General features: G+C 44.4%; 18 protein-coding genes. All 18 read right to left on the bottom strand.

What is annotated here, in order from left to right; all coding sequences use genetic code 11:
* Positions 1-120: 120 nt before the first annotated feature.
* A complete protein-coding gene (locus ABGT88_RS07910) occupies positions 121-576 on the bottom strand; it encodes a phage holin family protein (RefSeq protein ID WP_346701420.1) in 456 nt (151 codons plus the stop codon).
* On the bottom strand, positions 563-799 hold the full coding sequence (locus tag ABGT88_RS07905) for a hypothetical protein (protein ID WP_346701418.1): 237 nt from the start codon (positions 797-799) through the stop codon (positions 563-565). The genes ABGT88_RS07910 and ABGT88_RS07905 overlap by 14 nt, the downstream gene beginning before the upstream one ends.
* Before the next feature lie 14 nt (positions 800-813).
* Positions 814-1,539 (bottom strand): hypothetical protein, encoded by a 726-nt coding sequence (locus ABGT88_RS07900; RefSeq protein WP_346701416.1) that lies wholly within the window; start codon positions 1,537-1,539, stop codon positions 814-816.
* A 1-nt stretch (position 1,540) separates the two neighbouring features.
* A complete protein-coding gene (locus ABGT88_RS07895) occupies positions 1,541-1,828 on the bottom strand; it encodes a hypothetical protein (RefSeq protein ID WP_346701415.1) in 288 nt (95 codons plus the stop codon).
* 11 nt (positions 1,829-1,839) lie between these two features.
* On the bottom strand, positions 1,840-2,127 hold the full coding sequence (locus tag ABGT88_RS07890; protein WP_346701413.1) for a hypothetical protein: 288 nt from the start codon (positions 2,125-2,127) through the stop codon (positions 1,840-1,842).
* Positions 2,128-2,205: 78 nt separating this feature from the next.
* On the bottom strand, positions 2,206-2,631 hold the full coding sequence (locus ABGT88_RS07885) for a transglycosylase SLT domain-containing protein (RefSeq protein ID WP_346701411.1): 426 nt from the start codon (positions 2,629-2,631) through the stop codon (positions 2,206-2,208).
* Positions 2,632-2,703: 72 nt separating this feature from the next.
* Positions 2,704-2,841, bottom strand: a complete 138-nt coding sequence (locus tag ABGT88_RS07880; protein ID WP_346701409.1) for a hypothetical protein — start codon at positions 2,839-2,841, stop codon at positions 2,704-2,706.
* A 4-nt stretch (positions 2,842-2,845) separates the two neighbouring features.
* Complete coding sequence (locus ABGT88_RS07875; RefSeq protein ID WP_346701407.1) at positions 2,846-4,294, bottom strand: hypothetical protein; 1,449 nt, start codon at positions 4,292-4,294, stop codon at positions 2,846-2,848.
* A 4-nt stretch (positions 4,295-4,298) separates the two neighbouring features.
* A complete protein-coding gene (locus ABGT88_RS07870) occupies positions 4,299-5,174 on the bottom strand; it encodes a hypothetical protein (protein WP_346701405.1) in 876 nt (291 codons plus the stop codon).
* The gene (locus tag ABGT88_RS07865) at positions 5,174-5,866 is read right to left on the bottom strand and encodes a hypothetical protein (RefSeq protein WP_346701403.1); all 693 of its coding nucleotides are present in this window, start codon (positions 5,864-5,866) and stop codon (positions 5,174-5,176) included. Before ABGT88_RS07865 ends, ABGT88_RS07870 begins: the two co-directional genes overlap by 1 nt.
* A 12-nt stretch (positions 5,867-5,878) precedes the next feature.
* Positions 5,879-6,685 (bottom strand): hypothetical protein, encoded by an 807-nt coding sequence (locus tag ABGT88_RS07860; RefSeq protein WP_346701401.1) that lies wholly within the window; start codon positions 6,683-6,685, stop codon positions 5,879-5,881.
* Positions 6,678-7,457 (bottom strand): hypothetical protein, encoded by a 780-nt coding sequence (locus tag ABGT88_RS07855; RefSeq protein WP_346701399.1) that lies wholly within the window; start codon positions 7,455-7,457, stop codon positions 6,678-6,680. Before ABGT88_RS07855 ends, ABGT88_RS07860 begins: the two co-directional genes overlap by 8 nt.
* A 79-nt stretch (positions 7,458-7,536) precedes the next feature.
* Entirely contained in the window at positions 7,537-8,265 is a 729-nt protein-coding gene (locus tag ABGT88_RS07850; protein WP_346701397.1) for a hypothetical protein, read from the bottom strand.
* Positions 8,266-8,313: 48 nt separating this feature from the next.
* Positions 8,314-8,682, bottom strand: coding sequence for a hypothetical protein (locus ABGT88_RS07845; RefSeq protein ID WP_346701395.1), 369 nt, complete (start codon positions 8,680-8,682; stop codon positions 8,314-8,316).
* A 24-nt stretch (positions 8,683-8,706) separates the two neighbouring features.
* Positions 8,707-8,865 carry a hypothetical protein gene (locus ABGT88_RS07840; protein WP_346701393.1) on the bottom strand — a complete coding sequence of 53 codons (159 nt, stop codon included), beginning with the start codon at positions 8,863-8,865 and terminating at the stop codon, positions 8,707-8,709.
* A 36-nt stretch (positions 8,866-8,901) separates the two neighbouring features.
* The gene (locus ABGT88_RS07835) at positions 8,902-10,554 is read right to left on the bottom strand and encodes a transglutaminase domain-containing protein (protein ID WP_346701391.1); all 1,653 of its coding nucleotides are present in this window, start codon (positions 10,552-10,554) and stop codon (positions 8,902-8,904) included.
* Positions 10,551-11,135 carry a hypothetical protein gene (locus ABGT88_RS07830; RefSeq protein WP_346701389.1) on the bottom strand — a complete coding sequence of 195 codons (585 nt, stop codon included), beginning with the start codon at positions 11,133-11,135 and terminating at the stop codon, positions 10,551-10,553. Before ABGT88_RS07830 ends, ABGT88_RS07835 begins: the two co-directional genes overlap by 4 nt.
* A gap of 1,179 nt (positions 11,136-12,314) precedes the next feature.
* The gene (locus tag ABGT88_RS07825) at positions 12,315-12,569 is read right to left on the bottom strand and encodes a hypothetical protein (RefSeq protein ID WP_346701387.1); all 255 of its coding nucleotides are present in this window, start codon (positions 12,567-12,569) and stop codon (positions 12,315-12,317) included.
* Positions 12,570-12,582 lie beyond the last annotated feature (13 nt).

The raw sequence follows: 12,582 nt of genomic DNA, 5'->3' as shown, positions 1-12,582 counted from the left end.
AACCTATTTCCGTTAAATACGTTCTTAAGTTCGTTTCTATTTTACCGAGATTTCGCTCACCTTTCTATATAAAATCCAGATAAAGGTTTCGTAATAAGATTCAGGTACAAATATAGATATTTATTTTTGATTTTCAATATTTTGAGCATCTTTTTTTTCTTCAGGCTCCAATATGGGAGCTTTTGTCTTTATCCATTTGAAGATATTGATTCGGAACTTAGATCCTCGGGCCTCAAAATAGTTATTAAAACAAGAATTAATTTCACAGCCGTATATGACAAATAGCACTATTGCCGGTATTATCGGAATACCAAATGGGGTTCCAAATGCGGCGCCTACACTGTTGGCCACAAGAATCCAACAAATATAATCGATTATCTTGTTGATAGTCCTTCGTATGGCCCGGCTTTTACGGATTCGCTCTCCCCTTTTATGGGCTGCTTCTATTCCAAACTTAGCATCGGCCAATATAAGGCACAAGGAAGCCAGAAGGAACCACTTGACCGGTTCTATCGATTCGATAAAGATTGTGAGCCATGAGGCTAACATCCCAGACAAAATATTACGCTCTTGCATTGTTCCCAGTTTCTTGTTTTAATTCGGTTTCTCTATCAGTTTGGTACTGAAGATGCTCTTCAGGTGAAATCTCTCTTACTGAAGATGTATCGAATGATGCGGGGCAATACATGACTTTTGCCCCTTCATAAGTCTGGATGTCGTCTCCATCTTGGAAGGTTGTAAGATAATTACCTTCTACTCCTGGAGTAATTTTTTGATAGGTTTTTTCTTCGATTTTCATTGTCATATCTTTTTTTACATGCTATCAGCAAAGTTTACAACCCAGTTCTTATCCGTCGCTGCTTGAATTGCACTTTCAGATATACTGCTTTGCAGCTCGGTATTAAATGTTATTGTTTGCGATGTTTTCCCCGTAAGATCAGCTAACATTCCCAATATTGAAGATTCTGCATCACTTGGATTCAGCAAAGGACTATCGGCAAATGATAAAGAACATGATATAGTAGATGTATTCTGGAAAGAAGTAAGAGAAGAACACCTATAAAACATACTTATAGCATTTGATATATTAGAAAAATCAATTCCTTCAACAGTAGCAAGCAAATTGCAGGCATAAAACATTAAAGAAGTAGTTGTTAATGTCAAAAAAATATTATTAAAAGTTGTGAGTGCATAATTCCTAATAAACATGCCATAAGCATTTTTTACCAGTTTAAAGTTAACTCCTTCAAATGTGACTATTTTGTTATCTGCAAACATAGAACTAGCGTCTATCACCGTAGAAAAATCAAAATAACTCGGCACTTCTTCAAAAGTAGAATTCCCGAGCTTAATTTTAGCCGCAACCACATCGATAGTAGTCGGCATGGTACCGGTGATTTTCTCTCCTTGCACATAAGCGGTAGCGCCTTCCGCAATTTGCGAGGCGGTTGCCGTAGCGTCGGCGGTCAACTCGGCCAGCGTGGGGCACTGTTTGTCCGGCGATCCAGCCTGTACCAATCCCATTCTTCCCACACTCATATCAGTTCATTTTTATCAGATAGATACTTGTCGAATCGGTCTCATTCGAGACTTCTGTTCCTGCCGGCAGGTAGAAGTATTCGATGGTGCCCTGCATCGCGTAGATTGTCGAGCTGGTTCCATCAGGAAAAGACACTCCCAGGCTGGTGTTGTTCTGGAAATAGACGCGATACACGCCAGCATTGGGCAAAGTCACTGAAGAGACATCGTCCAGGGCATAGAGTTCACCAGGGCACAAGACTCCCATCGGATGCTGATTGATGTCGAGCGGTTGATATTCGTTAGCCATAGTTTTATCTCCTATTCTTTATAATAGCCGCGAATCACGGACAAGTTATTGGTCGTCCCGCTTATCGATGTGTCAAAAGTCACGGTAAAGCTGTTTTCAATCACAATTCCAGGATCGTTTTTCAGCACCAGGTTCTGTCCCGGTACAATAGCTACATTCCCGAGGATGTAAGCAATCGATGTTCCCTGGTTGTGAAAGATAATGACCGAAGGCGAATTTTCACCCTCGTTCGTAATTGTCCCGTTTGACGAAAGGACCGTGTTCTTATATATGATTCTAATCGGCTTAATCATTTTCATCTTTCTTTAAGAGGTACCACAATAAAATCCCGGCACAGATAACGGATCCAAAAATCCAGTAGACATTCCAACCAGTTTCTATACCCATACTTTTTTTTTTAAGTCGATCCAGCGTTTGAACTCTCCCACCGTGATCTGGTCGTTGTTGTCCAGGTCTATCCCCGGGTTGGCATCGGCGATGACCTTGGCCGACAGTTTCGAAGTCTGCAAGACATAGCTGTCGTCCTTCCCCAGTGCAGCCGGAAAGAATGTCACCAAATACAAGTCGTAGATGCTGTCCATCCTTCCCCGGTAGGGATAGAAATATTTGTACACGTAGTCGAGCTGATCGACATTCGACATCTGGCGAAGAGCTGCGGTAGTCGTACCGAGCCCTACCGCCGTGTCTGGCATGAATTGGATAAGACCCGAGGCACCGCCGTTAGGATTGTAAGCCGCCGGATTCAACCCGCTTTCGCTGTTCATAACGAACATCAGCCAGTTCGGGTCTATACCCAATTTCACAGCTATAAGTTTTACCTTTTGAAGGAATGCTTCTTTATTTGTTGTTACCTTGTTTTCAAACCACATAACACGCTACTTTTGAATCGTTAAAAAATACACGGCCGCAATAGCGGCTACCACTACCGCCCATCGATGCCATTGGAGATCTTCACCGGTTACGACCACATCGTCGAAACCTCCGCCGTCCAGTATGTTGTCTTTTTCATTCATACGATTATATCCATTTGTTCAACACAATCAATCCAAGAGCAACCGCTCCGGCTCCTGCCAGAAGGTTGCGGTCCACAACTTCTTCGCTGGTAGATGCAACACCCGAATCTTCTTCTATCTCCGTCTCCGATTTCACTTCGTCAGCCCACTCCTTCATATATTCGGAGTTTCCTCCATTCTCATACGCAGTTACTCTTTGACGCGGATATTTATCTCCGAAATAAGCCATATAAGAGGTGTTTTTTAAATGGGAAAGATCATACCTTGGAATCAAGAAGTAAAGATATGACAACCCCTTGTCTGCGTTCTCATAATACGCATATTCGTATTGATAGAATCCCGGGTATTGGTAGCCGGGAATCAGCTCGCGAAAACAATCGAGCGGTTTCCGATAATCATACCGCCCATATCGATCGCCGGTAACGAGTTTGTAAATCTCCTGGGCCAATTCGCCTGTTGGCCTGGATTGTTTCCGAACCAGATAGGCCGGTTCTCCGGCTGGCTTATACCAGCCTGGATAATGAGCAAACGTAGCTGCAAGACTCATTCGAGCTTCTTCTATTTCTTTGCGTTTTGATTTTGGCAAAAGGCTCAATACTATATCACTAACATTTAGAGCCTTATTACCATACTCTTCGTATGTAATCGTTATTGAATTTGCCGGCAACCAATATGGATAATCTTTATACAGGAAATCACTCCACCCCCGATTAGTAAGCTCAGATTCATCTCCAACAAACTTTTTCAGATATTCAATATCGAAAAACTCGGGGTGTTGCAGTTGTCCGATGAGATCTTCACGCACGAACGCAAATCGAAAGTCGGTTTGCGAGCTCTTGTAATCGTCTATCTCTTTTTGAGTCGGTTTCCGCCCTGAGAACTCCATAAACTCGGCGATGAACTGCTCTTCGACAAACTGTTTCGGCAGAAAATTCCACGAAAACAGCGCCGTATTCAAGCGTAGAGCATCGACAATGTACACGTAGTGCCAACGGCCATCGGGCATATCGACAAACTGACCGGTTAGTTGGACTTGGTAAGGAATATCCCAGTCGGTCAAGAATCCCTTTTGATGCTGAAGCGCATGGGATATATACTGATTCACATCGATTGTATAGATTGCCACCGACTCGAAAGTAGGCCGGGCTCTCAGATTCAGGTAGCTGCACAACCGGGTCACCTCTTTCCCGACAAGCTCTTCCGAAAATCCCTTTGCCGCACTCTTGTACGAGTTTTCGATGTTCCACCAGAACGGAGTCGAATCGGGCCACTCGTGCCCGAGATTCTCTGCGGTGATTCTTGGAACATTCTTAGCGGTATAGTTCCAGGTGTTGATCTGGAAATTCTGATTCGTCAACTTGGGGGGCTGAGCTTCGTCAAGAATAGCTTGTAACTCTTCTTCCGTAGAAAAGTTACACCAAACAGAATCGTATATTTTATCGCTGTAAATCATAGCGTTAAAAGTTGTTTTTCAGCCATTTTACAAGATAGAGCGCACCGATACCAATAGCACCCCACTTGAGAACTGAAAACCAAGATACTCCAAATGTGGCTTTAAAATACCCATTTTTATAACCTTGTGTTTCAGCTTCTTTTATCTGACGGTCTATGTCCGATCGGATTTTTTTTGCAGTCTCTGGATCTACTTTTTCAAGAATTTCAGAAAGCTCTTTACATTCTTCATATGTATAAGTAGATTCTTTCATTCTTGCTTCATTTGTAAAATAGAAATATGTAGCTGTTGCTCCAACTAATACAGCACCTACAATAATTGTTATAAGGGCTGTCGTAGAGATGACAAGACCGACAAATGCCGTATTGTTGACAATCGCCAGAAGAGCCGGGGCAAATTCGGTCAAAGTGCTTTGACCTTCTTGTATGTTTTCAGCCGTATTGCTTGCCTTTATCGCCTGGTTTCTCTCGACGATCGAGTTGTACAGTTCCCGAATCTTTTGCTTCTGGGCACTCACATCATAACCCTTTGCTTCCAACCGGCGACAATACTCGGCCGAGATCAGCAAATAGGTAAGGCTGTTCATGTCGTTTTCTATAATCAGGTTGAGCCGCGCCTGGGCTGTATTGTATTCCACCGGGCTCACCGATTTCAGATCTACATAGTCCTCGCGCACCCATCCCCATACATGAGTTCCATCGATGGCCCCAATTCGATACCAGGTCCATCCGTCTACATTCTCATACATGCCATCGGTCATTCCCACGAATCCATTGACGGTATAAAGTACTGCCGAACTGTACGAAGGTTTCTCGTATACGGTAACACCGGTAAACCGGGGAAATACGCCTTTGTTGAATATGTTGGGATTATATTTCATTATGCAAATTGTTTAATCATGCCCAACAGGGCGGGATTCTCTTCCAGTTTGTCGCACAGTTTTTCGAGCAAATCGAGATAATTCGGCTCGATTGCAGCCAGCCGTTCGGCAATTCGCAATATACGGCTGTTATCGTCAGAATTGGATTTCGTGTTAACCCGAATCGGATGGGACGTACCTGCTACCCCTACTTGCATGCCAGTCTTGGGAAAGAGTCGATCCAGAATAGCCGGCAAATAAGGCGTAACTCTTCCGATAGCTTCCTGGAGCGGAGTCTGTCGTTCTTCGAGTTCGTCTTCATACTCGGCAACTTTGGCTTCAAGTTCGGCAATTCGAAACTCTTTTTTCTGAGCATCGAGCGCTGCGGCGATGCGACGATCTACTTCTTCGGGAGATACCCCACTCATAGACGGACCCGACAAGGTTGGTACAGATGCTGCATCGCCTTCAAGAATGAAAAACTCGCGGTACCAATTTCGGCGGGAGTTCCCGTCTGACATTTCGATATAATATTTCCCGGGTTCCAGGAAATCGAGAGTCCGAGACAGACGATCCTCAATCGCCTTTTTGTTCTCGCCTTCGTCGCTCTGAAACAGAAAAGCATCAGCACCTGGGGCCGTTCTTACCTGAACCTGCTTGATTCCCGGTGTACTCTTCACCCACTCCATTACGTTGTCTTTTCCTCGTATCATAGCCGTAATTTTTTAGTCCGTGTATTCAAAATTCAAAAACACCGTTTTGTTTCCCACCGATTGAGCTACATTTTGCGAAAGCTCGATGTAAGAAGTAGGAAGATCGGCCTGAATATTGTTCATTCGTAACCTAAATGGCGAGTTCCATTGCGAAAGATACAATACCGGTAACCGGTATAAAACTATATCCGAGCCATGAATCAACGTCAAGAATGTATTCATCGGAGACACAATTACATTCCCGTCTGGAGAATTGACTTGCCCCGTGGATATATTTGAATAGATATTTTTAAACTTTTTGTCTACCAGTATCCGATTGTCCGAAAGATAGTACCGATTAAAAGAACTGGATTCTACCGGGGTACTCATACTCTGTATTTTAAGAGCCAAAGGATTGACTTCTGCCACATCTTTCTGATCAGTAGTAGAATAGAAGAATGTGATAAAAATATTTTGAGTTGCGGCTGTGCTTTGTTTTATCAAGTAGCAGTTTGGCAATACCAGTTCTTTGTTGATAGGTATTTGTCTACCTCCATACATAAAATAGAACAGAGGTACGTTAGAGATAAAATCAACATTCTCTTTATCGACCAGCGTTAAATAGAACTGGCCTATATTGCTGTTTGTAATGACATTACCATCTGGGTCTTGAGTATTAGGTTCCTGCAAAGCCAATCCAAAAACAAACAAACCTGTAATCTTCTTGTTTGCCAATACAGGAGTATCAGGCAAATAGATTCTATCTCCGGCATTATATTGAGATGTATCTACCGAAATAGAGTAGGCAGCATCAAAAAGAGCATATTCCAAGCTATTCATAGCAAAAAGTTAAATTTAAAATTCTCGAAACACTATTGTCTGATCGTATATAGATTTTAGACCGATCGAAGTCGATTTCAACAGGATCAATAAACTTTCTCCAAAGAGGGACAGTTCCCAATTGAGTCAAAGATTCAACTCCAGAAAAGAAAGATATGGGTATCCAATTCAAATATCTACGACTCTCTTTCGGAACAAAATAAAGGTAGCCAGATTCAATAAAGTTTGGATATATAATCTCTTTAGATGGATTTTCAGAAGAGACATATATACCGGTAATCTTTTTATTAGAAAGAGCTTGAACTTTCCGATATAAAGATATATCCATCAGGGCAGAATCAACAGGTATTGAGAGATTATACACGTTGTTCTGTTGGGGTACCGGCAAATTATATTCTCCGATGTATACCGAAAAATACAATACGCTGGTCTGTGTTATTTCTGTTTGAATTGAGACAAACGATCTTTCCCAGTCTATAACTGCATCTATTCTTGGCAAATCATTACCAGAAAAAGAGTTAAAGTAAGATATTGTGAGAGAGTCTACAATAAGGTTTCCGTTTACGTCAAACAGTGTTATATATACGTTTTCTGTTGAAAGAACTGGGTATCTTCCGGTCAAATCGTATATAGTAAACGGAGCAAAACAAGATTCCAAAAACAAAATCGTTTTACCCAAAAGATGCGAGGATACAGGGAAATAGACCTTTGAATCTCCTGGATTGACTTGCATCTGTATAAAATCTACATTTTGTATAACGTACTCTCTCATAGTTTTTTTTTAGAAGAGGGTCCCCGAGAATTTACCGGGGACCCGGATAGCTGACACGATTATGAACACATCTCAGAGATTACTCCGGAGCGAGGAAGTCGTTTACGTCTCCTTTGTAGTTTTCGAGTTCCAAGGCGCCGTTCTTCACAAGGAAGCCAAGCATAAAAATTGAAACTCCTACTACACCTTTGGGAGAACTGTCCGGTTGAAAGACCGTAGTATTCGCACACGGGAATTTCAGCTGGAACGATTGCTCTTTGGTACCGGCAAAGGCAATCATTTCAGGCGTGTAGAATATCTCATCGGCAATAGAACTGTCGATCGAGACAACAGCAGCCGAGTCGCTTCCCGAGTTTGCTGCCTGATGGGAGATGTCGAAAATTTTGGTTTCCAGAGCTGCCAGGGTCTGAGTCGTACCGGTCTGCAACGTAAGAGCGCCATTGAATACACTCTGTACGCCGACAGGGATTGTATCGGTAGAACCCAACACCTTGGCTTTGGCTACAAGGTCAGACAGCGAAGATGCAAGGACTCCGGCGCCCGGGTTGGCAGTCAACTCATAGGACAGTTGCAAACCGATTCCATACATCAGGAACAGGTCGTTACGGTTCAGGAGCTGCCCGTAAGTACCTTGCTGTCCATTCTGTCGCATGGGGTCAAACACATAGGTGCCTACTCCGTTCGAGAGAGTTTGGTCAATACGGATATACGAAGACTGGGGGAAAAGCGTTTCATTCAACGCTTTCACTTTTTTGTTTGCATACTCCCATCTTTTGCGAAGGAAAGGAGCAATAATCTGGTTATTCATAATTTACACTTTTTGATTAGAACAAAACATTGTTAAAAGGAGATCCCTTTACAGCAGGACCGTGCTGCGATTTTTTTTTTGAGGGCGCGAAATCACAGTCTGGCGATACTTTGCCTGGCCGGTTCCCATAAGCGCATTGTTGAACCGGCTGAAGGGCGTACCGGCCAGCGAGGGCACAGCGTTTGCGATGAGACCGGCAGCTCCGGCACCGACAAGACCGGCGCTCATCTCGTTCACACCGTTCATCTTCACCAGCGCGGGGAGAATTGCACCCAGAGCAATAGCGCCCAGGTCGGCATACATCGTATTCTTACCTTTCAGGAGAGTTCCCTGCACGACTTGTTTCACGGCACCGCCAGCGGCGCCGCCGAGGACTGTCTTTACGACATTGTCCGTTTTCATACCTTTTTTTTTCATAAACAATCTTTTTTACCTTGTTTCTTACTTCATTTTCTTGACTTTGTCGATGATGCGTTTCTTTTCCGCCTCTTTACGCTTCAACTCGTTGTTGTAGCGATCGACCTCTTTACAGCGCTCTTCGTAGCGCTTCCAAACCTCTACCGATGCTTTCATCTTCGGCTGTTTGGGGTACTTTTTCATTTTTGCCATTGTTTTGGTTATTTGAGGGTTAGTATGTTATTTTTTCTTTTTCTTCTTTTTGTCGCCGCTGTCTCCGAGAATCAAAGCCATCAATAATCCACCGATGAGAATGATTCCCAAGTAATTCGAGCCGGCTACCGTTCCGGTTGGCGTTGTAATATCGAGCAGCGTGTCGTCAGATCCGCCGGCATCGGGGATGATGGACGGCGAGGTGACAATTCCGCTCGTATCGCTCACAATTCCGGCAAAGCCATCGGTCACCGATGGAGCGTTAATCTTGAGATCTTCGTTGAGCTTATCCTCAGAAGTACCGAAGACAGAAGAGAGCAAAGAGGCAAGAACCCCAAGAGCCGAAAGGATGGCACCGACAACAGCAATCCAACCGCCCACAATAGGGATCTCTCCTTTCTTGACCCGGAACAAAAAGAGCTCCCCATCGCATCCATAGCGCGAATAGATGGCATCGTTGATGATGCGAAGGCACTCCTGTTCCGAGAAGCATCCGGCCGCCTTGATGTCGGCATAGACCGAAGTGTAATAGTCTCTCTTATTGCGCACCGCGTCGGGATATTCGTCTATCTTCGAATCGGGTATAAATGAATACATGAAGTATTCGGCACTGTCAATCAGCGTCTTTTGGGCTGCGTTTATCTCGGCTTGCGTAGCCTGGCGGTTGGGCGTTTTGTAGCTCGGAGCCTTTCGCATCAGGGTCCTATTCGAGAGATAGGCCGAAGGGTCGAAACCGGGCGTAGAGACAGACACCTCGGCAATCAACGCGTCAAACGCACTTTCGTCGGGGTCGTACTGGCCTGCATTCTGAATCACAGCGCCCAGGTTGATATTCATCACCTGCGATCGCTGGTCGTTGGTTGTACCCGGATCCTGGTCGAAGGCTCCCGATTCGTAGAGAGCCAACAGGCAGGGCAACGCGCGATTTATCTCCGTCACTCCATTTTCGGCGCTTTCGTAAAGCAGGATAGCGACCGAAGCCAGGTCCATCAGGTTCTCGAGCCGGGTGGAGAATTGTGTATCTCCGGTCGTTTGGGCTCCTTTATATAAGGTATTCAGGTTGTTGAGCGCAATCAGGAAATCCTGCTCGCCGCGCGGAAGATTCTCTTTACCAGATACGGTAATCATCTCCGTTTCCGTAAAGTATCCGACGGCAGGTGTCCCGCTCAATCGGCTTATTTCGGTAGTTCCGTTCATATCTATTTTTTTTGTGTATGGACATTCTTTATTGAAGAGTGCCTTCCCGTCATCATCGCGATAGACCGGGTCGAGAATCACTTCGTTTCCCTGTTCGTCGATGGCCACGGCATAGACGTGGGTCGGCTCGTCGTTCCCTTCGTAGCAGGCGAAGCGGAACAGGTGGGGAATCCTCCGGCACCGCAAGCACGAACAGATGAAGATGGCAAACGACTTGCAATCTCCTTCCCGATCGGCCCATAACCGGGCCGGGGTACGAATCCACTGCTTTTTGAAGGGATCAACCTGGTAACGGATGTTCCCGTCGACGAAATCGAAAACAGACCTGCAAACCGATTTCACATCGTCCCCGGGCAAGCTCTGGGCAAGTTCTTCTACTTGCGCATAGTCCGAGTTATAGCAGTCGATGATGGCCTGCATGATGTCTTCGGTCGTACCCCGGCTGTTGAGAACTGTATCTTTATGTTCGGCTTCGGCAATCATTCTTCTGTTTTTGTGGTGGTGGTTATTTCGGTCACTTCGGCATTGTCGTCCTTGGCAATATCGGTGACGGTATCTTTGTTGGTGAACATGTTTTTAATCAGGTTGTACAGGGTGACGAGCGTCGGTATCCGTACATAGAACGATGGGGAAAACCGGTAGCTCGTTCCGTTGGCAATCAGTCGGCCCGGCACATATACCCCGATGCTGTATTTGCTGGCATTGGTCGAAAGGTAGGCGCCGAGCAGATCGATGAGATTGCTGGTCCTGAATTGTACGCGAGCGCGCACCGTAGCCATTTGGTAGCTGTCCAATACCGTATCGCCCAGCGACTGGCTCGACGATCCTACAAATTCATTGTTCAGATAGAGGGAGAGCTGAAGACCGTTCAAAACAACGCGATTCTCCGACAGGTTCTGGAGAGTCACATCCAAATCGACAAGGGTGTAATCCCATTTGATCGAGAAAAATCGGAACCCCGTAATCTCGAGGTTCGTCTTCATCAACGCGAAGGCGGTAGAAACCTTGTTGTAGAGATATAGTAGAGCAGCTCCACCGAGGAGCCATTTAAGGGCTGAGCTCATTACATTGTCTATTTATTCTCGAGCGAAAATAAACGAGACCGCAACGAGCTCTGCAAAATATGGTAAAAGAGGGACAAATGACAATCTTTTAACGCGGATTCGCTTCAATTCCAAGAAATTCGCAGAATCTCCCCCACTCTATCGGGGTGTATTTTTTCAGCGCAAGGGCGTCGCGATAGAGGCGAACCAGCCGGCTCGCTTTACTCGTAGAGCATCGCAACCGCTGGGCAATCTCTTTGTTTGTGACTATATCCAGTTGCATGGCAATTTGTTTTTTTATGTTTTTCTTTTGTGCTCAAAAAGGTTGAGAAAAACAACCTTATTTTTAACCATCTAATAATAAAGAATTTACGAATTTCCAAATTTAAACATTTTCTTTGAATTATCATTGTAATTTATTGAAAATCTTACCGTTTTTTATTGCAATAATGATATTCTTTCAAAAATATTTTTTCTGGAGTAGGGCGAAAAATTTGTTACATTTGTTACAACCGGGTCGAAATCGCTCAGAACGCCCACCACCAAATAGATTCGGGGTGTAACAAACTTTGTTACAGGGGGCGAAATTGTGTAACAAATTTGTTACAACCGGGTCCAAGTTTGTAACAAAGTTGTTACAACTTTCCAATTTGTTACAAGGTTTGTTACAACAGATAGCAATACTTAATCTATTTATTATCATGCTATTATCTTTATTTTGTAACAAATGTAACAAATGTAACAAATTTTCAGTCAGTAAATTTTTTCTCCCCTACTTTTTAAAAAAGCGAAAAAGCAAAATGACAGCCAAAAGCGCGATAACGGCGACAACTGTCTTGTAAATGTAGCTCCACGTATTGCTTCCACTCTCTTGCACATACTCATTCTTTACCGTCGTTTGACGGGTAACGACCGGCAGCTCCTGGCGCCTGGTTTGTGATTCGACTCGCAGAGTGTCGCCGCTGATGGCGACCGATGTACTGATCCCCGGCGTGTTCTTCGTCTCAATCTCCCGGAACACAATACCGGTACCTGGTATAAAAGACAAGGTACCCGAGAGCGACGATCGCTCCGCAGGTACCTCGATGGTGTCTACTCTACTTTGCTCGATTATCGAGCTGTTGACTAATCTCTCTTTACTCTTGCACCCGGCCAACATTACCAATGCCACCAGGCAAAAAAAAATCGGTGTTTCATAAGCTAAAATAGTTGTTGTTGTTTCTGTTGTTCTGCTTCTATGGATTTCAAGATCTGTTTATCTGCCTCCTTGATGGAGCAAAGGCTTTCCCCGTATGCGAATATCGGATGTTTCTTGAGCAGGTTGTGGCTAATCCACACCCGATAAACATACGCGTCTTTACGCGCGCTTTTGGCTCCAGACAGGGTCTTGTAATAGCTGTTTGTCTTCTCTTCATAAAACAGCTTCTCCAGGTTGTCAAATTCAATAGGTGTCATGGTCTTTTCCTTT

This window comes from Barnesiella sp. An22 (genome assembly GCF_963931395.1).
Classification (GTDB): Bacteria; Bacteroidota; Bacteroidia; order Bacteroidales; family Barnesiellaceae; genus Barnesiella; species Barnesiella merdigallinarum.
The sequence above is the reverse complement of the archived record's forward strand: the minus strand, read 5'-3'. Positions and strand labels throughout refer to the sequence as shown.

Bases quoted from the DNA above. Each gene is read 5' to 3' on its own strand.
- ABGT88_RS07910 (WP_346701420.1), bottom strand. From the start codon at position 576: ATGCAAGAGCGTAATATTTTGTCTGGGATGTTAGCCTCATGGCTCACA.
- ABGT88_RS07905 (WP_346701418.1), bottom strand. From the start codon at position 799: ATGAAAATCGAAGAAAAAACCTATCAAAAAATTACTCCAGGAGTAGAA.
- ABGT88_RS07900 (WP_346701416.1), bottom strand. From the start codon at position 1,539: ATGAGTGTGGGAAGAATGGGATTGGTACAGGCTGGATCGCCGGACAAA.
- ABGT88_RS07895 (WP_346701415.1), bottom strand. From the start codon at position 1,828: ATGGCTAACGAATATCAACCGCTCGACATCAATCAGCATCCGATGGGA.
- ABGT88_RS07890 (WP_346701413.1), bottom strand. From the start codon at position 2,127: ATGAAAATGATTAAGCCGATTAGAATCATATATAAGAACACGGTCCTT.
- ABGT88_RS07880 (WP_346701409.1), bottom strand. From the start codon at position 2,841: ATGAATGAAAAAGACAACATACTGGACGGCGGAGGTTTCGACGATGTG.
- ABGT88_RS07875 (WP_346701407.1), bottom strand. From the start codon at position 4,294: ATGATTTACAGCGATAAAATATACGATTCTGTTTGGTGTAACTTTTCT.
- ABGT88_RS07870 (WP_346701405.1), bottom strand. From the start codon at position 5,174: ATGAAATATAATCCCAACATATTCAACAAAGGCGTATTTCCCCGGTTT.
- ABGT88_RS07865 (WP_346701403.1), bottom strand. From the start codon at position 5,866: ATGATACGAGGAAAAGACAACGTAATGGAGTGGGTGAAGAGTACACCG.
- ABGT88_RS07860 (WP_346701401.1), bottom strand. From the start codon at position 6,685: ATGAATAGCTTGGAATATGCTCTTTTTGATGCTGCCTACTCTATTTCG.
- ABGT88_RS07855 (WP_346701399.1), bottom strand. From the start codon at position 7,457: ATGAGAGAGTACGTTATACAAAATGTAGATTTTATACAGATGCAAGTC.
- ABGT88_RS07850 (WP_346701397.1), bottom strand. From the start codon at position 8,265: ATGAATAACCAGATTATTGCTCCTTTCCTTCGCAAAAGATGGGAGTAT.
- ABGT88_RS07845 (WP_346701395.1), bottom strand. From the start codon at position 8,682: ATGAAAAAAAAAGGTATGAAAACGGACAATGTCGTAAAGACAGTCCTC.
- ABGT88_RS07840 (WP_346701393.1), bottom strand. From the start codon at position 8,865: ATGAAAAAGTACCCCAAACAGCCGAAGATGAAAGCATCGGTAGAGGTT.
- ABGT88_RS07835 (WP_346701391.1), bottom strand. From the start codon at position 10,554: ATGATTGCCGAAGCCGAACATAAAGATACAGTTCTCAACAGCCGGGGT.
- ABGT88_RS07830 (WP_346701389.1), bottom strand. From the start codon at position 11,135: ATGAGCTCAGCCCTTAAATGGCTCCTCGGTGGAGCTGCTCTACTATAT.
- ABGT88_RS07825 (WP_346701387.1), bottom strand. From the start codon at position 12,569: ATGACACCTATTGAATTTGACAACCTGGAGAAGCTGTTTTATGAAGAG.